This window comes from Orrella sp. 11846 (genome assembly GCF_048820935.1).
Classification (GTDB): Bacteria; Pseudomonadota; Gammaproteobacteria; order Burkholderiales; family Burkholderiaceae_B; genus Algicoccus.
Map to the genome: position 1 here is coordinate 246,356 of NZ_JBMERD010000003.1, position 21,159 is coordinate 267,514.

A 21,159-nucleotide genomic window follows, 5' to 3' on the forward strand; every position below is an offset into this window, starting at 1 on the left:
GTCGACCGAAGGAATATGCTGTGTTAATGCGTTATTTATAAATAAAAAGGAAACCGATATGTTGATCTCTCTGGAGAACAAAGTTGCAGTGATTACAGGTGCCAGTCAGGGGTTGGGACTGGCAATGGCTAAACGCTTTTGTGAGTCAGGCGCTGATGTGGTGTTGTTGGCTCGACGCCAGACTGTTTTGGATGAAGCGTGTGAAGAAATTGCTGCGCTGCGCCCTGGTGCGAAAGTGAAGGGTTACGCTTGCGATGTGCGAGATCTGGCTCAATTGGAATCGGTGTACGAGACAATTGAACGTGATTTTGGGAAAGTCGATATTGTGGTGAATAACGCAGGTTCTTCGTCACGCAGTCCAATCGAAGCGCTGAATATGGACACGTTGCAGGCGGATTATGATCTCAAGGTCAAGCCTGCAATGCGACTGGTTCAGTTGGCAGTACCTGGCATGAAAGAACGACGCTGGGGACGAATTATTAATGTGGTCAATATTGGTGCAAAAGCGCCAGATGCAGGTACCGCACCGACTAGTATGAGCCGGGCCGCTGGTATTGCGATGACCAAAGTCATGTCCAAAGAATTTGCGCCACATAACGTACTAGTCAATGCGTTATGTGTGGGTCAAATCATGTCTGAGCAATGGGTGGGCTACCACAAACGCGATCATCCGGAAATGACGTTTGAAGATTTTATTGCGATGCGAGGCAAACCCATGCCATTGGGTCGAATCGGTCAAGCAGAAGAGTTTGCGAACGTGGCTTGCTTTTTAGCGTCAGATCAAGCGTCTTTTGTGTCAGGCGTAGCAATTAACGTTGACGGAGGCCAAAGCCCAGTTCTCTAAAACCGATCTAATACAAAACACGGTCTGAAGACGCGATGAATGTGCGTTGTCAGACCGTATTTGTTTTTAATGCCATGAATCAAAACTCGAGTTGTTCGGGCAAAAGTCCCATGGCGGCGGCAATGCGTTCTAGGGTCGTTTTCTTGGGATTGGCATCAATCCTTTCCATTGCTGCGTAACTAGGCTGACGAATGCTTAGACGCTGCGCCATGTCAGCTTGCGTCAAACCTAAGTGCTCACGCCACGCACGAATTAAACTCCAGTCATTTTTGATGGCCAAACGCATGACTTCGTGTGGTGTTGTGCCATCCGCTGGAATTCTTCCAGGTGCTTGTGATTGGCTGACCAGTTGTTGATATTCTTGATAGGTAAGTACTACAAAGGCTGGTTCACCGTTAGCTTTTAAAATCGTGGGCTTAATGCTCATGACGACCTCTTATTAATAAGTTTGTTCATTGCGTCGTTTGATCTGTTGGATATCAATGATTCTGACGACTGTATCGATATCGAATAACACTCGATAATTGCCCACGCGCATTCGGTACCCATACTCGTGATTGCTCAGTGGAATAATATTTTTCGTTTGTGGATACATTTCCAGTTTATCAATTGCGTCGATGATCGTTACTTGCTCTTGTCGATCAATTTTTCGCAATTGCTTTTTTGCTTTATTTGTCCAGTTGATCGAATACATGGAAATTCCTTCATGTATAGCTTAATTATAGCTTAAGCTATAAATTGATTGAGGTTTGTCTGAGAAATTTTGACTGTTGTTATTACCAAGTTTGTTGGTTTTTCTGAACGTCGTTGTTTTTTAATTGTTTGACGTTATTCATGATGAAAGCCAAAAAATCAGTTCAATACAAAACACGGTCTGAAGACGCGATGCATGTGCGTTGTCAGACCGTGTTTGTTTTTGGATTAGGAAGAACAGTGTGTGTTAGAACTGGTAGGCCAGTGTGGTGGCGACACTCAAGCCACGATCTTTGCTAGGTGAGCCGAAAGCTCGGTTGAAACCGACACCCAGACCCAAGGTTAAGTTGTCGATTGGACTGTAAGAAACGGCCAATTGGGTAAAGCCTTGGTTGTGGCTGCTGTAATCGGCACTGGTTTCCAAACCGACTTCCATACCCAGTTTCCATTGTTCGTTGATGTTCCAGACAGGTGAGACGGAGACTGTCCAGAGGTGAGCGCGTTGATCATCGACATCAATCACTTTGGCACGGTAGTTGCTGGTGTATTTCAAGTTGCCGTGCAGCTCGTATTTCTCTGTGGTGTAAGAACCAATCAAGGCCATTCCCCAGTTTGTACGGGCATTGCCAAGATCTTTGTTCTGGCTGCTTGTGGAAAGCGGCAAGATCAGTGTGGGTTTGATCGCGGCACTCCAGCCAGAATCGGGTTCACCCAAGAAGTTCCATTTCAGACCGAGCTCGGTGTTTTGCCAACCTTTGACGGGTGTGAGCTGGCGACTCACACCAATCGAGGCGTCCAGACGGTCGGTTAAACCGAACGTGAACGTGCCCGGAATGCTGCTGCCGTGACCAAAAACATCGACACGGTTGTCTTCTTCAAGGTCGAGTGACGTGGTGCGTTCATAGTTGTAACCCAGTTCAACTTCACCATGGTATTGGCCTTGTGTACCTGAGTCTTCGGTTTGGAGGGGAGAAAACGCAAAGGCATTTGCGCTTGTAGTGAGGATGCCCAGTGCGAGGGCGGTTTTTAACGGTTTAGCAATGAAGATTTTTTTGCAAAGCATGCTGTTACCAAATTTGAGAAGGATAAAATCTGCCCGTTCTGTGATGACTGTTGTACGTTTGATTCAGTCATTTTGACGGGCAGAAAAATATTTTATCCTAAATAAAATTTACCTATAGGTTGGTTTCATCATATAGTTCCTGGTGCATGAGTCACGATGGAACGCAGCGAGTCGTTGCGCACGGTCAGCTTACCAAACTCTGTTTTTGGGCGAGATAGGTTGGGTTGATGGGCAAATGCGTCCTCAAACTCTTTGGCAATTGCGAGTAATCGACCGTCTTTGTAAAGAGGGGCGATTATTTGCATTCCAAAGGGCATACCGGCCTCATCGAGTCCCATTGGCAATGAGAGTGCGGGTTGTGTGCTGAGGGTGATCACGTAGGTCAATGCCAGCCACTGGTAGTAGTTTTGCATGGCCTGGCCTTCGATCGTATCGGCATACCAAGTTGTCCATGGGAATGGCGTCACAGGCGTGGTCGGTGACAGAATAATGTCGTATTTTTGAAAGGCTTGCGCGAACTGACGCATCAAGCGGGTTTGGGATAGATGGGCTTTTGCGCGATCTGCCAAGGTCATGCGTTGCGCAAGTTCGAGATTGGCTCGAACATTGGGGCTTAGCGAGGCCAGATCGTTTTCACTGACAGATCCCATTTGTGCGAGGAATCCTTCGGCGCGCAAGACATCAAAGGTTTCATGTGCATCAGGAAAATCAAAAGTCACTGGTTCACAGACATGCACGTGATCGGCAATGGCGCGCACACGCTGCATAAAGACGCGGCGAATCATGGGGTCGACCTGACAACAATCAAAGTCTTCGGTGTATCCAACTCTCAGTGCAGAGAGTTCGACGCGCCGTTGTGGCCAGACGGTGGCAGGATCAGCAGGAAATACGAGAGGATCGGCAGCATCGGCACCCATGCTTGCTGCAAAAAACAAGGCGGTATCTGCGACATCGCGTGCCATTGGACCGATGGTGTTGAGAACGGCCCAACCGAGTTTGCGTTGATCTTGACCAATGAAACCAGGTGAAGGTCGCATACCTACGACACCACAGAGTGCTGCTGGGATTCGTAAGGAGCCACCTACATCAGTGCCAGTTGCCAAAGGAACCATGTCCGTGGCGAGTGCAGCGGCAGAACCACCGGATGAGCCACCTGCGTTAAGCTGGGTGTTAAATGGGTTACCTGTGGCGCCCCATACTTCATTGCGGGTGTTGGCGCCGGCACCCATGTCAGGCGTGTTGGTTTTTGCGAGAACGATTCCACCTGCGAGTTTTAAGCGTGTGATGAGTGAATTGTCCTGTTTGGGAATATGTTGTGTGTACGAGGTGTTTCCGTAGGTTGTGAGAAGACCTGCAGTGTCGGTTAAATCTTTGACGCCAATGGGTAGACCATGCAAAAGCCCAAGGGGTTTCCCCATAATCACACTTTGTTCCGCTGTACGTGCCGTTTCGATCGCGCGTTCAAAATCTGTCGCGCAAATTGCGTTGAGTCCGGGATTGAGTGATTCAATTTGTTCAATGTGCGCCCGAACGAGTTCTACAGGGGAGATTTCCTTGCGGGCGATTTTCTGGCGCTGTTCAACAGCACTCAGAGAGACGATGGTTTGTTTCACAGCAGCTCCAAAAATATTGTTGTTCTGATGAGGACGATCAATTCAACCATGAGTTGGTTGAGACGAATTCATTTGGTCTTGAGTGTCCTTCTAAATGAATATATCAGTACAAACCACAAAGTTTGTCGAATACAGCTCTCGTAGTGGCTGAGAAAGCGAAACCGATACACACTGAAACGGTTTGGCGATAAGATGAAGAGGTTTGATAAAAAGCGGTTACACATCCGTGTGAAGCTTAGTTCCATGTCAAAAACATCACCAAGATCAGTAAAACTCAGGAAAAAAGATGATTGCATTACTCGAGGCACGCAAAGCGGGTCTGTATAAACTCTCAAACTGGCCGCGAAACGTCGTGGCAGGGTTGGTTGTGGGTGTGGTTGCGCTGCCGTTATCCATGGCGTTTGCGATTGCGTCGGGTGCGCGCCCGGAACAAGGGATTTATACAGGCATCATCGCTGGTTTGTTGGTGACTTTGTTTGGTGGTAGCCGAGTACAGATTGCGGGGCCAACTGGTGCTTTCATCGCGGTCCTGGCAGGGATTACCGCAAAGTACGGCATTGATGGATTGCAGATTGCGACCTTATTGGCTGGTTTGATGTTGCTGGCCATGGGGCTCTTGCGGATGGGTGGTGTTATTCGGTTTATTCCGGCGCCAGTCATCATGGGCTTTACGGCCGGTATCGGGGTTATTATTTTTACAGGACAATGGGCTTACTTTTTAGGATTGCCACAACCTACGGGTGAATTGTTTCACCAGAAATTCTGGTCAACTCTACAGTCTCTAGGGAGCACACATTGGCCAACAGTGCTGATTGGTGGGTTTAGCCTGTTTATTCTGATTGCAGCCCCTAAAGTGCGTTGGTTGCAGCGCGTCCCTGCGCCATTGATTGTGTTGATCATTGCGACGCTCTTGCAGACGATTTTTCGTTTTGATGGGGTTGCTACGATTGGTTCAGCATTTGGTGGTATTCCACAGGGCTTACCCAGCTTTGAGTGGCCAGCTTTGAGTTTTGATAAGGTGACTCTGTTGATTGCACCCGCTTTCACGATCGCCATGTTGGGGGCGATTGAGTCATTACTGTCGGCTGTGGTTGCTGATCGGATGATCAACACACGCCACAGTTCGAATCAAGAGTTGATTGGTCAGGGCATTGCCAATATTGTGGTGCCATTTTTTGGTGGATTTGCCGCGACCGGTGCAATTGCGCGAACTGCGACCAATATTCGTAACGGTGGAGACAGTCCCATTGCCGGTATCTTCCATGCGCTCTTGTTGGTGGGTGTGATCGTTGCTTTGGCGCCCTTGGCGTATAACGTCCCCTTAGCAAGTTTGTCTGCCGTGCTCTTTATCGTGGCGTGGAATATGAGTGAAATTCCACGGGTCTGGACAGTCTTGAAGCGTGCGCCTGCTGCCGATCGTGTCATTTTGGTCGTCACGCTCTTGCTAACAGTCTTTGTAGACTTGGTTGTGGCAGTCAACGCCGGTGTCATTCTGGCGATTTTGCAGTTCTTACGCCGTATGGCTCAATCCGTTCGGGTACGCACGATCGAAGAAGATGCTTCGTTTCGGTTGTCACGTGTTGAAGGTCCCTTGTTTTTTGCGGCCGTTGGCATGTTAGAGAGTGCTGCACATGGGTTGCCATCCGGTGTCAAGCTTTGGGTGCTGGATCTTTCTCGTGTCTCATTTGCGGATGATACAGCTTTGCAAGCTTTGGAAGATGTCGTCAAAATTGCGCAACAGAAAGATTGCAAAATTGTCCTTGCGGATGCCAACGACATGGTCCTGAAAAAGCTCCGAAGTTATGGTGTTTTGAAGCGACTGGGTAAAAATGGTTATCTCAAAAACCTGTCTGACATTGAGACGCTAAAAGTAGCGGTCAATACACACCATGAACCTTTAGTTGCGACGTCTTCAGTGAGTGCTTAGGAATGTTCTTAATTTGTGCAAACAGAGTTTCGTATATGGTTCGCCCATCAGTAAAATATGTGATCAGTTGATGATTAAACTTGCCTAAGTGACTGTAAAAATGACTTTACAAATTGTCCGACTGGATCGCTGGATCGATCCCTGTTTTGATGAAATGATCCAGGCACATCCTGGTGTGAAACTGTCCATTATTGAGACCGATAGCCCCATGCAAGATAATCTTGCCTTGATGGCACGCACGGATCTGTACCATACGACGGCTTCTCGTGGAGAGACGCCTTTGCATTGGCATATTACGCCGGAACTGCTGAAATCTTGGCCACGACTTAAGGTGGTTTCAAGTACAGGGGCAGGTTATGACACCATTGATGTACAAGCCTGTACGGATGCCGGTGTTTTGGTGGTCAACCAATCGGGTGCTAACGCTGATTCGGTGGCTGAACATGCTTTGGGCATGATGTTGACACTGTTGCATCGAATCAGTGAAAGCGATCACGTGCTACGCACGTATGATCGGCGAGTGGCAGTATCCCGCGAGTCTTTGATGGGGCGTGAATTACGTGGCAAGACGCTGGGTCTAGTTGGGATTGGTGAGATTGGGCAACGTGTTGCTCGGCTTGCGAAAGCGTTTGGTGTACGTGTTTTGGCAACCGATCCTTATTTGGAGGATGCGCAAGTTGAGCAGCGAGGTGCGTTGCGAGTTCCTTTGGCGCAGTTGCTTGCAGAAAGTGACGTGATTAGTGTGCATTGTCCTCGCAACCAGGAAACAGAGTATTTGTTTAATGCCGAACTGTTTCAAGCCATGAAACCAAACTCAGTGTTCATTTCCACGGCGCGTGGTGGCATCCATGATGAGCAGGCTTTGTATGAGGCTTTAGTTTCAGGGCATTTAAGTGCGGCTGGTGTAGACGTTTGGGATCCTGAACCACCTGTTCAAGATCATCCTTTATTGACCTTGCCCAATGTGCTTGCCAGTTTTCATACGGCGGGCGTGACCCATGAAGCCAGACACAATGTCGCTAGATTAGGTGCAGAGCAATTGCTGCAGATTTGTCGGGGAGAAACGCCGCCTAGAATGGTGAACCCTGAAGTGCTTGATCGTGTGATGGCCCGCTTTGCAAGTGAGGCATAGTGCGCTTTAACGCAGTGCTTTTTAATCAGATGAGATGTGGGATGACTTAGAGGCGTGCTGTACACCCCTAAGTCATATGACGCATTGAATCAACGATTGAGAATCGATGCGGTGGTGGGGACTGAGCCACAGTCAGAGCTGACAAAAGTTGCGTCCAGTTTGATATTGGCGGGTCCTTCCGATGTCTGATCTAAATCAAATTCTGAGGTGAAGTGCTTTTTGCTATGAAACGTCATCATAAAGGTGCCGGATCCATTTAAACCTTCACCAGTGCACTTAACGTCACCCCGCCAGACTTTGTTGGTTTTCTGAATGTTGTTGAACGTGCAATCTTCATCAGAATAGCCGTTTTCGAAATGGTCCATCGACGCTTCTTCAGGGGTCATGCAAACTTGTGCGGACATGTCCTTGAAGTTGACACCCATCGCTTGCATTTGGTCTTGCATCATTTTCTGCATTTCAGGCGGAAGGGATGCCATTTGTTTCTTCATCATTTCTAATTGCTCGTTCAGGTTCGGTAAACCTGCAATGTCAAAGCTTGTTGCGTATCGCCAGAGACCTGGTTCAACAGATTGAGCCAGTGCTGCGCCCGAGACAGAAGTGGCCAAGATGAGCGTGGCACACAGGGAAGAAAATGGTCGTTTCATGACTCGCTCCTAAAAGTATTGTTCCTTGTGATTGTGACTGATATGTTTGCATATCCGATCGGTTGTGTGTTCGATAGTCTAATCAATCATGAGATTTCAGGCGTTTAAATTTAAAAAAAATGACTCTTGTGCACTGAGATCGAATTAAAAAGGTGAGTAATGATGGTGTCTGCTTTAGCACGCCATTGATGTTTTGTAGGGCATAGTTGGAAGCTCGCTGCTTTGCGATGAGTAGTTCACTTGTTGAATTTCCTCGTTTTTATCTTTTGGCAATAGATTTAAAATCCATCTAAAACGTCATCTAAAACGCTATCTCAGTGCTTGATCTTGCGATTATGCATTAGAAAAATTCAATGTGATCAGGATTATTGCCTCCCAATACTGTATATTTAAACAGTATCTAAAGAGGGATGAGTTATGGTGCAGCGTATTTTTTTCAAACCAGTTACTAAGCCGCTTTCAGAAGCTACAACAAACGCTATTCCGCTGTTTTCTTGTGCCGTATCGGCAGGTTTTCCATCGCCTGCACAAGACTATATCGAACGGGCCTTGGACTTGAATGAATACTGTATTACGCATCCAGCTGCGACGTTTTTTGTGCGTGCTGAAGGGTTGAGCATGGTGGATGCCGGTATTTTTCCAGGTGATGTGCTGATCGTCGACAGAGCCTTAACAGCCCGTACCGGTGACATTGTGATCGCCCGGTTGTTTGGTGAATTTACGGTGAAAGAGCTTGAGTTGGGTGATCCTTTGCGTTTACATCCAAGAAACGCTGAAATGCAACCCATTGTGGTGACAGTAGAAGCCGATCTGGAAATCATCGGGATTGTTACACACACCATTCATCGATTTCGTGTTTAAGTCAGCAATGAACGACACTGTATTTGCTTTGGTGGATTGCAACAATTTTTATGCCAGTTGCGAGAAGTTGTTTCGTCCAGATTTGAGAGAGAAACCCGTTGTTGTGCTTTCCAATAATGATGGCTGTATCGTGGCACGCAGTGCTGAAGCCAAAGCGTTAGGTATCAAAATGGGTACGCCGTACTATCAAGTACAAGCTCAACTAAAACGCCAAGGTGTGGTGGTGTTTTCATCGAACTATGCGCTGTATGGCGACATGTCTCAGCGAGTTATGAACACTTTGGAATCACTGGTGCCCGATGTGGAGGTGTATTCCATTGATGAGGCATTTTTGAATCTGACAGGGCTGCAAGCGTCCATGTCTTTAGAAACTTTTGGACAACAGGTGAGGCGACGAGTTTATCAATGGACGGGTATCACAACCTGTGTCGGGATTGCGCCCACAAAGACGCTTGCTAAGCTCGCAAATCATGCTGCAAAGGCTTATCCGGCGACAGGTGGTGTCGTCGATCTCACCTCTCTAACACGTCAAAGGAAACTAATGGGGCTTGTACCTGTTGGTGAGGTTTGGGGTATAGGACGGCAGCTGTCAGCTCAACTAGAGAGTTTTGGGGTGATGACCGCATTACAGCTGGCGGACACCAATCCAGACTGGATTGGAAAACGCTTTTCTGTTGTGGTTAAACGGACGGTTTTGGAACTCAACGGACATGCTTGTCTTGCTTTGGAAGAAGAGCCGCCAGCTAGGCAACAGGTTTTATGCTCACGCTCATTTGCGGATGCGGTGACTCGTATTAGCGATATGCATGAACTAATGGCTCGATTCGTGGAGCGTGCCGCTGCTAAGCTGCGTCAAGAGAACCAACAAGCAAAAGTTCTGTCCGTGTTTATTCGAACCAGTGCGCATCACGCCGGCAATCGTTTTTACAGTCGTCGGGCCACAGTTGAATTACTTGAGTATACGAGTGATACCCGTCGTTTGACGCAAGCAGCTCAAGATGCGCTGAAAACGATTTGGCAAGATGGGTTTCAGTACAAAAAAGGCGGTGTTTTACTGAACGATTTAAAACGAAATACAGGCGAGCAATTGAGTTTGTTTGAGCATTCAGTCGAAACACCTAAAAGTGAGGCACTGATGCGTACTTTAGATGAAATTCATCGTAAAGGGCTTGGGCAGGTGTTTCTGGCAGCCAGAGGCACACGCCGCGGCAGTGAAATGAAACAGGCTAGATTGTCACCTGCCTACACGACACGTTGGCGTGATTTGCCGAGAGTGTGAGTACGCTTGTGTTGGAAGCTTAGTAATATGGATACACTACAAAATAAAAAACTACCCACATACCTTCTCAGCGCCAAACGCAGCAGTCGTAGAAATAGGTGCTGATTTTCTGGTCTGTTATCTGGAAAGCCATGTCAACAAACGAAACTCCGACTGTTTCTGAGAAATCTCCAAAAACTTCACGCCGCCGAAAATTTATTTGGATGATCGCTTTTGTGATCCTTGCGATCTTTTTTTATCCCTATGGCTATGATTTTTATTTGGAGAAGACTGGGAAAAAAGGACCGCCTGTTTTGCCGACCTGCGATAGCAGTCAAGTTGCGGAAGAAATCATTAAAAAATATGGCACAGTGGCTGAAATGATTGCTTCTTTTGTGCCAACCAAGTACTTACTTGACCTCAAGAAGTCAAAGGCTGTTGCGCATCCTTCGGATCAGAAAAATCTTGTTCAGTGTGTGGCTGAATATAGCTCGTTGTTTGGAACTGGAATGGTGTCCTATAACATTCGCTGGTTTGATCCTGAGCAACCCTCGTTGGATAAGATTGTGGTGGAAATTACGGCTGGAGATTTGCCTTTTTATCAGTTGATTCAAGAGGTTCAGACACATCTTTATGGTCCAGCGATCTGAAATGATTTTTTAGTTCTTTTGATATAAAAGCTTTTTGATCGCTTGCGGGCTCATAGAAAAAGCCAGACCTGCGTATGCATGATCTGGCTTTTAAATTTGGTGGGCGATACTGGGTTCGAACCAGTGACCCCTGCCGTGTGAAGGCAGTGCTCTACCACTGAGCTAACCGCCCTGATTGTTCAAGTAATTCTGTGAAAAATCAATCATTTCGTAAGGCTTTGATTGATGAGTGACAGCTTGAATCAGGTACGCAGTTTTGCGTAAAGAAAGAATTATACACCGGTTTAGGTGTTCTGCCAAAGAATAGGTTGTTTACTTGATTTTGCGATGGCTTCCATATACGCATCATGGGCTTTGAGAGTTGCCTCATCCAGTGAGATGGATGGCAAATCATAGTGTTTCTGTGTGTGCGTCTGATTCGATAAGCGCTGTGTTTCATCGAATGAGCCCATGGCCAGACTGTCTTGGCCACGTGTCATGGCCAACCAGACATCGGCCAGCAGCTGTGAATCCAGGAGGGCGCCGTGTAGCGTTCGATGGGCATTGCTGATGCCATAGCGGTCACATAGCGCATCGAGCGAATTTCGCTTGCCAGGATGCAGTGATTTGGCGTGTCGCAGGGAGTCTGTGATTTTGGCGCAATGGTCTTCGATTGGACTGCGTTGAATGCTTTTAAGCTCAGCGTTTAAAAATCGAACGTCAAACGGCGCATTGTGAATAATGAGCTCTGCACCTTCAATGTAGGCCAGAAAATCGTCCACATGGTCCTTAAAGCGCCCTTTGTCAGATAGAAAGGCTGTGTCTAGGCCGTGCACGCGTAAGGCTTCCGGATCACTGTCGCGATCAGGATTGAGGTAGACATGAAAATCATTGCCTGTGAGTGCACGATTCACGACTTCGACCGCACCGATTTCTACAATACGGTGCCCGTCGTCAGGGCTCATGCCTGTGGTTTCAGTGTCCAGAATGACCCAGCGCATTCGCTTCTCCATGTGTTTGGGTGGTTGTTTCGGGGGTGTTCGTTGTGACAGGTTGCTCAGCAGAAGGCAGCTCCCGAACTTTGCGGCTTGCAATAAGCGTATAGGCCACTGGAACCACAAACAGTGTTAGAACCGTCCCTAGGGTTAAACCACCCACCAGAACCCAACCGATTTGTTCGCGAGATTCCGCGCCTGCCCCCGTTGAAAGTGCTAATGGTAATACACCCAGCACCATTGCGCCTGTTGTCATCAGAATGGGGCGCAAACGCAGCACACTGGCTTCAATGACCGCTTCGAACATCTCTTTACCAGCTTCGCGAAGTTGTGTAGAAAACTCCACAATCAAAATACCGTGTTTGGTAATCAAACCAACCAGCGTCACGAGACCGATTTGACTGTAAATCGACAGCGTATTGCCAGTTAACCAAAGCGCAAGTAAAGCACCCGTCATCGATAAAGGCACGGTCAGCAAAATGATGAATGGGTTGCGCCAACTCTCAAATTGCGCGGCTAGTACCAGATAAATAAAGACCAGCGCCATCACAAAGACCATGTAGATACCGCCTGAGGCATCTCGAAACTCTCGTGATTGACCATCCAGGTCCAGTTGAACCGTCGGTGGGAACATGTCGCGTGCAACTTGTGTCATGTGATCCAGAACTTCGCCCATGGTGTAGCCCGGGGAAATCGTGGCTTCGACTTTGACGGCTCGCAAGCGGTTGAAGTGGTTTAAGGATTGTGGTGAAACAGTTTCTGACACCTTGGCGACGTTGTCGAGTTGCGTCATGCTGCCGTCACGGGCACGCACGTAAATATCAGAGATGTCCGTGGGCTCGTCACGTTCATCACGTGCGACTTGGACGATGACCTCATACTGTTCACCATCTTCCTTAAAGCGTGTGACCTGACGGCCTCCAAGCATGGTTTCGAGTGTGCGTCCAACCACGCTGACATCGATCCCTAAGTCGGCTAATTTGTCACGATCCACTTCAATTTGAAGTTCAGGTGTATTCATGCGCAAGTCCATCTGCAGGTTGCCCACACCCGGATAGCTTTCTAGTGAACGCATATACTCATCGACCATACGATGCAACTCTTCGTAAGGCGCTTGACTCATAATCACAAATTCAATGGGACGTGATGTGGCTCGTAAACCAAAAGAGGGTGGGTTGGTTGGAAAGGCTCGCACCCCACTGATTTGGCCAAATTTAGAGAGTAACTCGTTGGCAATTTGTTGCTGTTTAACGGTACGATCTTCCCAAGGCTTAAGTCGCAAAATGGCAAAGCCATCTGCAACGGTTGGGAAGCCGACGGTTAATTGACGCGCTTGAGCTTCATCGATGCCTTCATAGATCTTGTCAATTTCTTCCGCACTCTCGAGCATATAGCTCAGTGTGGCACCTTCAGGTCCAGACAGAATGCCAAAGATCACGCCACGGTCTTCAATGGGGGCCAGTTCAGTTTTGATTTGCGTAAACAGCAGACCACTGCTGGCGGCAACGGCTAAACCGAGCACCACAACCAGAAAACGAAAGCGCAATGCCACTGTAAGTGCTTTGCGATAAATGTTGTTGAGGCCTTCGAGCCCGTTTTCAATCAAAAGATAGAGTTTGTTGTGTTTCTTTTCATGCTTGAGCATGCGTGAACACATCATCGGGGTCAGTGTCAGTGCAATGAATCCGGAGACCAGCACTGCACCTGCCAAAGTCAGTGCAAACTCAATAAACAATCGCCCGGTTCGTCCAGTGGCAAATGCCAGCGGCGCAAACACGGTGACTAGAGTGAGTGTCATGGCAATCACGGCAAAGGTGATTTCTTTGGTGCCTTGAAACGCGGCTTGAATGGGTTTCATGCCTTCTTCAATGTGGCGATAAATGTTTTCTAGAACCACAATGGCATCGTCAACCACCAAGCCAATGGCCAACACCATCGACAACAGGGTCAAGGTGTTAATTGAAAACCCGAAAGCGTACATGATCGCAAAGGCGCCGATCAATGACACAGGGATTGTCACAATCGGAATGAGACTGGCTCGGATGTTTCTCAAGAAAAAGAAAATCACCAAGATCACGAGTAAAACAGCTTCCCCAATGGTCTTGTAAACCGACTCAATGGAGCGTTCAATAAACACCGAGGTGTCATATGAAATCGTCAACGCCATGCCATCGGGAAGTGACTCATTGATGAGTTCGATTTCATCGCGCACGGCTGCTGACAAGTCGAGTGGGTTTGCTGTGGATTGCTTAACCACTCCAATGTTTAGGGCAGTTTTGCCGTTATATCGCGCAATAATGCGCTCATTTAAGGGCGATAACGCGATGTTGGCCACATCCCCTAAACGCACGGGATACCCCTTGGTGTGCGCGACGATAATTTGCCGGAACTGTTCAGGTGTGCTCAGATCGGTCGATGAGACGACTGAGAATTCACGGGTGTCTGATTCAATTCGACCGGCCGGAATTTCAACGTTCTGACTGCGCAGTGCATTTTCAACATCTTGGACTGTGAGCCCATAGGCTGCGAGTCGATCACGGTCAACGTTGACTCGCATAGAGGGCTCACGCGCTCCAAATACTCGCACTTCAGCAGCCCCGGGTAGAACAGAAAGCCGAGATTTGATATACCGATTGATGTAGTCCGTGGCCTCCATTGGGGAGAAATCGCCCGCATTGACGGCAATATAAATGATGGGTCTCGAGTCTGCCTCAACTTTGGCAATAATGGGTTCATCAATCTCATCAGGCAACATGCGCTTGGCGCGAGACACTTTGTCGCGTACTTCGGCCGCGGCTGCATCAGGATCTCGACTCAGATCAAAGGTGATGTTGATCTGACTGCGCTCGGAGCGACTGCGGGAGGTCATGAGACGGACACCCTCAATCCCTGAGATCTGATCTTCTAGAGGTTTGGTGACGCGAGACTCAATGACCTCAGGGGAGGCCCCTTTATAGGTCGTATCGACTGAAACGATTGGTTCATCGATGTTGGGATATTCACGAACCGTCAGACGTGAATAAGACATCATGCCAATAAGCACAATGGCCAGTGCAAGCACTGTGGCAAACACTGGGCGTCGGATACAGACGTCAGGCAAACTCATGATGGATTCCCTGTCAGAGCACGGGCACGCTGCGCAGCACGCTCGATGAGTTCAACGGCTGGACGCGGATCCGATTGAAGTTTGACGGTGGCACCATCACGCATGCGCTGTAACCCAGAAACGACGATGACATCATTGACGCTTAGACCATCCACAATTTCAACCATGGGGCCGCGGCGTTCACCGAGGATGACTGGAATTTGCTGCGCCTGATTGTTTTCGATTTTATAGACGTATTGCTTTTGGCCCGATGGAGACAGCGCGGTTTCGGGAATGACAATCGCTTGATCCTCGTTGGTTTGAAGTTGTATACGTGTAAACATACCGGGATACAGTTTGCCGTCTTTGTTTTGAACCGTGGCGCGCACGAGCACAGAACGCCCACCTGCATCGACAACAGGGCTCACTGCATAGACCTGACCGTCAAACGTATCGTTAGGCAAGGCGTCGACATTGATGGTGAGTATCTGTCCAGGCGCAATGCGGTTGATATGACGCTCTGGGAGACGAAAGTCAGCCTTCAGGATTTCAACTGCTTCGAGTGGGGCAATGTCTTGTCCGGGAACGACGTACTCACCGACAGAGACCGAACGCAAGCCGATCGTGCCATCAAATGGGGCGACGATGCGCATTTTATCCAAACGAGCTTGCGCCAGTTTGATGGCAGCTTCTTGCAGTTGCAGGGCGATGGCCGCGTCTTCACGGGCTTCTTTACTCACAAAACCCGCACTTTGTAAACGTTGCGAACGGTCAAACTTGGATTGGGCGAGCGCCAGATTGGCTTGTGCTTGAGCCAGCTCGGCTTGTGCGACTGCATCATCAAGTTGTACGAGCACGTCCCCTTTTGAAACGGGTTCACCTTCTGAGAAGTTGACTTGTGTAATGCGGCCACCCACTTCGGCACTAACAACCACCGATTCCTCAGCCCGTAAACTACCGACAGCACTCAAACCTCTCGGGAAAGAAACTTCTTCCACGATGGCAGCCTGAACAGGGACAGGGGGTGCAGCCTTTGTAGGGGTGGTCTTGGGTGCTGCAGAGCTACTGGTGGCTGTGGGTGTCATTGAAGGCAAGTCGGAGATGCCAAGCATGGGCAACCAACGTGGTGCAAACAGACCAAGCACCAGACCCAGGATAATCAGTACAAGGGAAGTCAGGATGCGACGGGATGTGTTCATAAGAGGGCGTGAATGAGCCGAAGTGGCCGTATTGAGTTAAGGGGCGTTTAAGCGTTTAAGTGCTCAATACGGTTTATATCACTAGAAAGAGGTTACAACCACGCTCAGCCTTGGTTCTCTAAGAAGGTTTGTACGCCGAGATTGGCCAGTTCATCTGCGCGTTCATTACCAGGATCGCCGTCATGACCCCGAACCCATCGCCATTCAATTTGGTGTTGCTGAGTTAGATCATCAAGTTGCTGCCAGAGATCAGCGTTTTTAACGGGTTTGCGTGCGGCGGTTTTCCAGTTCCTAGCTTTCCAACCATTGAGCCATTCCGTCATGCCTTTTTGGACGTATTGTGAATCGGTATGAAGAATAACGTGACAGGGACGTTTCAAGGCCTGCAACGCTTGGATGACAGCCTGCATTTCCATGCGGTTGTTGGTGGTGTCTGCAGCACCGCCACACAGGGTTTTTTCATGGGGGCCGCTGCGCAATAAGACGCCCCAGCCTCCAGTGCCAGGATTGCCTTTACAAGCGCCATCAGTCCAGATTTCGACGGTTTTCATAGATTATTTGGATTTTTAAGACTATTAAGAGAATTTGTTTGCACTTCTTTGGCAGTGACGGCTGCTCGAGCCTTGCGGCGCTGGGTCTTGCGTTTCCAAGCTGGCGTAATTAAGCGCATGCCTGTTACACGTTTGACGGCAGATACGATATAGACCGCACCAAAAACGGGCCACCAGCGATCACCCGCCTTCTCCATGAAATCAAAACGCTCAAACCACTGGGCAGTTTGTACAGGTGGGGCGTAGCACCCAAAATGCCCTCGATCGATTTCAAAGGACAGCAATCGTAACCAATCTTTCAGTCGGGCAGGTGATAAAGCGCCGTTTTCACTGGCAGGGTAGGCGTGACCGCAGGCTGGCAGTCGGTTGCGCAAACCCCAAAGACTCCACGGATTAAAGCCAGTCAGAATTAAGCGACCTTCTGGCACGAGGACGCGTTGCGCCTCACGTAAGACCATGTGTTGATCGGTGACACTGCTCAGAGCATGGGGCAGAATCAGTAAATCGATGCTGTCGCGATCAAAAGGAAGTTGTTCTGCTTCGCACACCACACTGGTTTGCCAATTGGCTTGATGGGCTTGCGTCAAACGCTGGGGTCCCGCATATATTTGTAGAGGAATGCGGTTGTTTTGTAGGTAGGGGACAGCCGGTAAACCGTACTGCACAGCACGGTATCCAAACACATTGGCGACGAGGTTTTCGATGCGTGCTTGCTCCCAAGTTTGGATGTAATGACCTGCATCGCTGTTAAACCATTGTTGCAGTTCTACAATAGGCGGACTTTTTTTGGTTTTCATGGAACTCCTGACGTGACGTGTGCAAGTAATACAGCGATCAGCATCCGGCCAATCCGTGCCTTTTCTGATAACTACATTTGGCTCATTGAATCGGGTCAACAGGCCGTGGTGGTCGATCCTGGACAGGCGCAACCTGTTCTGGATGTGCTGCACGCGCATAATCTGACACTGACTGCTATTCTACTCACCCATCATCATCACGACCATGTGGGTGGCGTGGCCGATTTGTTAAAACATGCGAATGTCCCTGTCTACGGTCCAGCGATGGAAGTCATTCAGGACTGTGACCACCCAGTATCTGCGGGTGATCGAGTCATTCTGGATGGACCGCCCTTGGATCTTAAGGTGCTTGATGTACCGGGTCATACGGCCGGCCATGTGGCTTACTACGGTTTGGTCAACGGCGAGCCTGTTGTCTTTTGTGGTGATACCTTGTTTGTAATGGGCTGTGGCCGTCTCTTTGAAGGCACACCTGCGCAAATGCTGGCGTCACTCGATCAGCTGAGTGAATTGCCGCCTGAAACGCGTGTGTACTGTGCGCATGAATATACGCAGTCGAATGTTCGTTGGGCATTGGCGGTTGAGCCGGGTAATCAGACTTTGCAAGATTTTGCAAAAACAGTGGATGTTCGACGCGCCGCCGATGAACCGACGGTTCCTTCGACGATTGCGATAGAGCGCGCCTGTAATCCGTTTTTACGCAGCCGGGAGCCTTCGGTTGCGGCGGCAGCGACCCATTGGGCGAACGAAGATTTAAAAACGCCCGTGGACGTGTTTGCGGCCTTGCGTAACTGGAAAAACGAGTTCTGAAATATGAGTCGATTCTTCTTTAAAATCCGTTCATTGGGTGTGCTGTGTGTCTCAGCCCTTCTTTTGATTGGTGGCTGTACCCCGATGGTCAAGCAAGAAGAGGGGGCAGAAGTCACGACCCGAACTGTGGATCTGACGGTGCCACCACTAGATATCTGGGAACGAATTCGGCGCGGGTATGCCGTGCCGAACCTCAATTCGGAGCTAGTCGATAAATGGACGGAGTTTTATGCGAAGCACCCGCAGTCCATTCGCCGTATGGCCGATCGTTCTGGGCAGTATCTGTATTACATCGTCGATGAGATTAATCGACGGGGTTTGCCAACCGAATTAGCGCTTTTGCCTTTTGTGGAAAGTGCCTATAACCCAGCAGCCTATTCGCGCTCGCATGCAGCGGGCTTGTGGCAGTTCATCCCAAGTACGGGCAGTGCGTTTAAGCTTGAGCAAACCTGGTGGCGTGATCAGCGTCGCGACCCCGTCGCTTCAACGAATTCGGCACTGGATTACTTGGAGTATCTCTTTGAGTTTCAAGGCGACTGGTTTTTAGCCTTTGCGTCGTATAACTGGGGTGAGGGGTCTGTCAAGCGTGCGCTGGCTAAAAGCGAAGCTGAAGGCTTGCCTTTGGACTATCAGTCCATGAAGATGCCAGAAGAAACCGCTAATTACGTGCCGAAGCTGCAAGCGATAAAAAATATTATCGACAATCCAGAGCACTATGGTGTGGTCCTGCCAATTATCAGTAATGAGCCTTATTTTGCGTCTCTGAAAAAGGACACAGATATTGATGTGGCGATTGCGGCCCAATTGGCTGAAATGTCTGAGGAAGAGTTTCTACTGTTAAATCCGGCCTATAACCAAGGGGTCATCTTGGCGCAATTGCAACCTGAAATTTTATTGCCCCGAGAAAAACTGGCGGTTTATCTAGCCAATCTGGCTGAGTATCAGGGGGACTTGTCGAGCTGGCGCAAATACGAAGGCAAAGCAGGCGAGCAAGTCGAACAGATTGCTAAAAAGTTTGATGTTTCAGATGAGGTCTTGCGTCGTGCCAATGACTTACAGCGTAATGATACCAAGCTGACCGAAGATCGTACGCTCATCATTCCTGGTAAAACCGCGATTGAATCGATTGCAGCGGCTGAGGTTCGTGCGCCTGTTCGAGTGCATCGAGTGAGCAAGGGTGAGACACTTTCGGGCATTGCTCGTCGTCATGGCGTGACGGTCGCCGCATTACGCTCTGCGAATCAATTAAAATCAAATAAGCTTAAAATCGGTCAACGTCTGCGTGTGCCGAGTTAATGTATATTTAAAAATAGAGTGAATTTAGGAATCAGATATGGGATTTTTACAAGGTAAGCGAATTCTGATCACGGGTGTGATTTCAAATCGTTCGATTGCATACGGGATTGCGAAGGCTTGCCATGCGCAAGGTGCCGAGCTTGCATTTACCTATGTGGGTGATCGCTTTCGTGAACGTGTTGAGGGCTTTGCGGAATCGTTTGGGAGCAACATTGTGCTGCCATGTGATGTTTCTGAAGATGCGCAGATTGAAGCAACGTTTGACACGCTGGGTCAGCACTGGACCGATGGGTTTGATGGTTTAGTGCACTCCATTGGTTTTGCGCCTCGTGAATCCATTGCCGGTGAGTTTCTGGATGGGTTTTCACGCGAAGCTTTCCAGGTTGCACACGATATTTCAGCCTACAGTTTCGGTGCCATGGCCAAGGCAGCTCTACCTATGATGGAAGGTCGCAAGGCTTCTATGCTGACAATGACCTACTTAGGTGCGGATCGTGCTGTGCCGCATTACAACACCATGGGTCTGGCCAAAGCATCGCTACAGGCGAGTGTGTATTACTTGGCCGCTCAGCTTGGACCACGTGGCATTCGTGTGAATGGTATTTCTGCAGGCCCTATTAAGACTTTGGCAGCCACAGGCATCAAAGATTTCTCGGAGATCTTGAACTATGTGGAAACCAATTCACCTTTGCGTCGCAATGTGACTATTGATGAAGTGGGCAACACTGCGGCATTTATGTTGTCCGATTTGGCCAGTGGGATTACAGGGGAGATCACATTTGTGGATGCGGGTTTCTCGACTGTGGTGCCTGCAAAAGCGCTGTAAAGAATCCTAGGTTGCTTGTTCGAGTGTTGCAGCAAGTTATCTGATGATGTGTGACAAGAATGGCCCTGATGAATTCAGGGCCATTCTTGTCTAAAGCATGTAAATCTCACCCTGAATCTGAAATGAGTTTTGTGGTTGGGGTTGTTTTTCGTTGTTTCTGATGTTTACTCACGGTAATAGCCCAGCTATCGTAATGATTATTGTTAAAAGTGATCTGTTTCAATCATTATCTGAACGTTTTGTCCGTAAATAACGGTTTGACAGTGATCAATCGTGTAACTTTCAATCCGATGTTGATAGCTTTTAAATAAAGGCTAAGACGTAACCCATCTTCAATGATGCCCTACTCTTATGAAGAATGAACTCGATCATGTCAGGCAAGAGCAGAGCGTGGGTGTGAATGATCGGATAAGTGCAAAAAGCAATGGCCAACGCTTAGAAGATTTTTTACAAACTGTACCGCCACCCTCAGCAGATTTAGCAACTTTTAGTCGAGCGCTATTGTATTTTGTGCTTGTTCTGGCTGTCATCCTTCTCGTGGCTTTGCCAGGTTATAGCGCTCTAATGAGTGCGCGAGAGCAAGCCGATATTGAAAAGCAACAAGCGTATTTAACGTCTTTTGATCAGAGAATCAAACAAGAGATTTACACCACAGGTTCTGTGCTTAAGTTGCTGTCGCGTCTTATGTTGACTGACTTTGCAACAGTGCGTGGTGAGCGCGATCAAGATTACTGGCTGGGTTTGCATGATCATCTGCGGCGTGTGAAACGAACATTTCCCTATTTGGTCAATTTGCGTCTCTATGATGAGCACTCGGGTCTCTTGGTTTCGATGGCGGATTCTGCTGTGGTGGATGATACGCCGAATCGCGAACGTGCCGTGCGTGCCTTAGCGCAGTTTCAAAAACTCTCGACCGCGGAGTTGAAGTCCAGC

At 48.7% G+C, this 21,159-nt stretch carries 20 protein-coding genes and 1 tRNA gene; 10 read left to right on the top strand and 11 right to left on the bottom strand.

The window, feature by feature from the left end; all coding sequences use genetic code 11:
* The first annotated feature begins 58 nt into the window (after positions 1 to 58).
* A complete protein-coding gene (locus tag ACOI06_RS04100) occupies positions 59 to 844 on the top strand; it encodes an SDR family NAD(P)-dependent oxidoreductase (protein ID WP_420661239.1) in 786 nt (261 codons plus the stop codon).
* 79 nt (positions 845 to 923) lie between these two features.
* Here the strand turns inward: ACOI06_RS04100 and ACOI06_RS04105 are convergent, their stop codons facing one another.
* The 4 genes from ACOI06_RS04105 to ACOI06_RS04120 all read right to left on the bottom strand — a co-directional run bounded on the left by ACOI06_RS04105 (position 924) and on the right by ACOI06_RS04120 (position 4,213).
* On the bottom strand, positions 924 to 1,271 hold the full coding sequence (locus ACOI06_RS04105) for a helix-turn-helix domain-containing protein (RefSeq protein WP_420661240.1): 348 nt from the start codon (positions 1,269 to 1,271) through the stop codon (positions 924 to 926).
* Positions 1,272 to 1,283: 12 nt separating this feature from the next.
* Entirely contained in the window at positions 1,284 to 1,538 is a 255-nt protein-coding gene (locus ACOI06_RS04110; RefSeq protein ID WP_420661241.1) for a type II toxin-antitoxin system RelE family toxin, read from the bottom strand.
* Positions 1,539 to 1,784: 246 nt separating this feature from the next.
* A complete protein-coding gene (locus ACOI06_RS04115; protein ID WP_420661242.1) occupies positions 1,785 to 2,600 on the bottom strand; it encodes a transporter in 816 nt (271 codons plus the stop codon).
* A gap of 128 nt (positions 2,601 to 2,728) precedes the next feature.
* Complete coding sequence (locus tag ACOI06_RS04120; RefSeq protein ID WP_420661243.1) at positions 2,729 to 4,213, bottom strand: amidase; 1,485 nt, start codon at positions 4,211 to 4,213, stop codon at positions 2,729 to 2,731.
* 286 nt (positions 4,214 to 4,499) lie between these two features.
* On the opposite strand from ACOI06_RS04120, the gene ACOI06_RS04125 reads away from it, so the two are divergent.
* Positions 4,500 to 6,140 (top strand): SulP family inorganic anion transporter, encoded by a 1,641-nt coding sequence (locus tag ACOI06_RS04125; RefSeq protein ID WP_420661244.1) that lies wholly within the window; start codon positions 4,500 to 4,502, stop codon positions 6,138 to 6,140.
* Between the two features lie 100 nt (positions 6,141 to 6,240).
* Entirely contained in the window at positions 6,241 to 7,272 is a 1,032-nt protein-coding gene (locus ACOI06_RS04130) for a hydroxyacid dehydrogenase (protein ID WP_420661245.1), read from the top strand.
* A gap of 89 nt (positions 7,273 to 7,361) precedes the next feature.
* Here the strand turns inward: ACOI06_RS04130 and ACOI06_RS04135 are convergent, their stop codons facing one another.
* Positions 7,362 to 7,919, bottom strand: a complete 558-nt coding sequence (locus tag ACOI06_RS04135; protein WP_420661246.1) for a DUF3617 domain-containing protein — start codon at positions 7,917 to 7,919, stop codon at positions 7,362 to 7,364.
* Positions 7,920 to 8,336: 417 nt separating this feature from the next.
* Between ACOI06_RS04135 and ACOI06_RS04140 the strand changes: the two genes are divergently transcribed.
* The 3 genes from ACOI06_RS04140 (at position 8,337) to ACOI06_RS04150 (ending at position 10,688) form a co-directional block, all read left to right on the top strand.
* Positions 8,337 to 8,780 (top strand): LexA family protein, encoded by a 444-nt coding sequence (locus ACOI06_RS04140; RefSeq protein WP_420661247.1) that lies wholly within the window; start codon positions 8,337 to 8,339, stop codon positions 8,778 to 8,780.
* 7 nt (positions 8,781 to 8,787) lie between these two features.
* Complete coding sequence (gene umuC / locus ACOI06_RS04145) at positions 8,788 to 10,059, top strand: translesion error-prone DNA polymerase V subunit UmuC (protein ID WP_420661248.1); 1,272 nt, start codon at positions 8,788 to 8,790, stop codon at positions 10,057 to 10,059.
* A 131-nt stretch (positions 10,060 to 10,190) separates the two neighbouring features.
* Complete coding sequence (locus ACOI06_RS04150; RefSeq protein ID WP_420661249.1) at positions 10,191 to 10,688, top strand: hypothetical protein; 498 nt, start codon at positions 10,191 to 10,193, stop codon at positions 10,686 to 10,688.
* A gap of 97 nt (positions 10,689 to 10,785) precedes the next feature.
* Here the strand turns inward: ACOI06_RS04150 and ACOI06_RS04155 are convergent.
* The 6 genes from ACOI06_RS04155 to ACOI06_RS04180 form a co-directional block, all read right to left on the bottom strand.
* Positions 10,786 to 10,860: transfer RNA gene (locus ACOI06_RS04155), tRNA-Val, on the bottom strand.
* Positions 10,861 to 10,972: 112 nt separating this feature from the next.
* A complete protein-coding gene (gene dnaQ / locus ACOI06_RS04160; RefSeq protein WP_420661250.1) occupies positions 10,973 to 11,668 on the bottom strand; it encodes a DNA polymerase III subunit epsilon in 696 nt (231 codons plus the stop codon).
* Positions 11,643 to 14,768 (bottom strand): efflux RND transporter permease subunit, encoded by a 3,126-nt coding sequence (locus ACOI06_RS04165; RefSeq protein ID WP_420661251.1) that lies wholly within the window; start codon positions 14,766 to 14,768, stop codon positions 11,643 to 11,645. Before ACOI06_RS04165 ends, dnaQ begins: the two co-directional genes overlap by 26 nt.
* Entirely contained in the window at positions 14,765 to 15,946 is a 1,182-nt protein-coding gene (locus ACOI06_RS04170; protein ID WP_420661252.1) for an efflux RND transporter periplasmic adaptor subunit, read from the bottom strand. The genes ACOI06_RS04165 and ACOI06_RS04170 overlap by 4 nt, the downstream gene beginning before the upstream one ends.
* 104 nt (positions 15,947 to 16,050) lie before the next feature.
* Entirely contained in the window at positions 16,051 to 16,497 is a 447-nt protein-coding gene (gene rnhA / locus ACOI06_RS04175; protein ID WP_420661253.1) for a ribonuclease HI, read from the bottom strand.
* The gene (locus ACOI06_RS04180) at positions 16,494 to 17,294 is read right to left on the bottom strand and encodes a class I SAM-dependent methyltransferase (RefSeq protein WP_420661254.1); all 801 of its coding nucleotides are present in this window, start codon (positions 17,292 to 17,294) and stop codon (positions 16,494 to 16,496) included. Before ACOI06_RS04180 ends, rnhA begins: the two co-directional genes overlap by 4 nt.
* Positions 17,295 to 17,306: 12 nt before the next feature.
* Between ACOI06_RS04180 and gloB the strand changes: the two genes are divergently transcribed.
* The 4 genes from gloB to ACOI06_RS04200 form a co-directional block, all read left to right on the top strand.
* Positions 17,307 to 18,104, top strand: coding sequence for a hydroxyacylglutathione hydrolase (gene gloB, locus ACOI06_RS04185; protein ID WP_420661255.1), 798 nt, complete (start codon positions 17,307 to 17,309; stop codon positions 18,102 to 18,104).
* 24 nt (positions 18,105 to 18,128) lie between these two features.
* Positions 18,129 to 19,400, top strand: a complete 1,272-nt coding sequence (locus ACOI06_RS04190; protein WP_420661266.1) for a transglycosylase SLT domain-containing protein — start codon at positions 18,129 to 18,131, stop codon at positions 19,398 to 19,400.
* A gap of 37 nt (positions 19,401 to 19,437) precedes the next feature.
* Positions 19,438 to 20,226 carry an enoyl-ACP reductase FabI gene (gene fabI, locus ACOI06_RS04195; protein WP_420661256.1) on the top strand — a complete coding sequence of 263 codons (789 nt, stop codon included), beginning with the start codon at positions 19,438 to 19,440 and terminating at the stop codon, positions 20,224 to 20,226.
* 351 nt (positions 20,227 to 20,577) lie between these two features.
* On the top strand, positions 20,578 to 21,159 hold a 582-nt coding region (locus ACOI06_RS04200), incomplete at its 3' end, for a hypothetical protein (protein WP_420661257.1).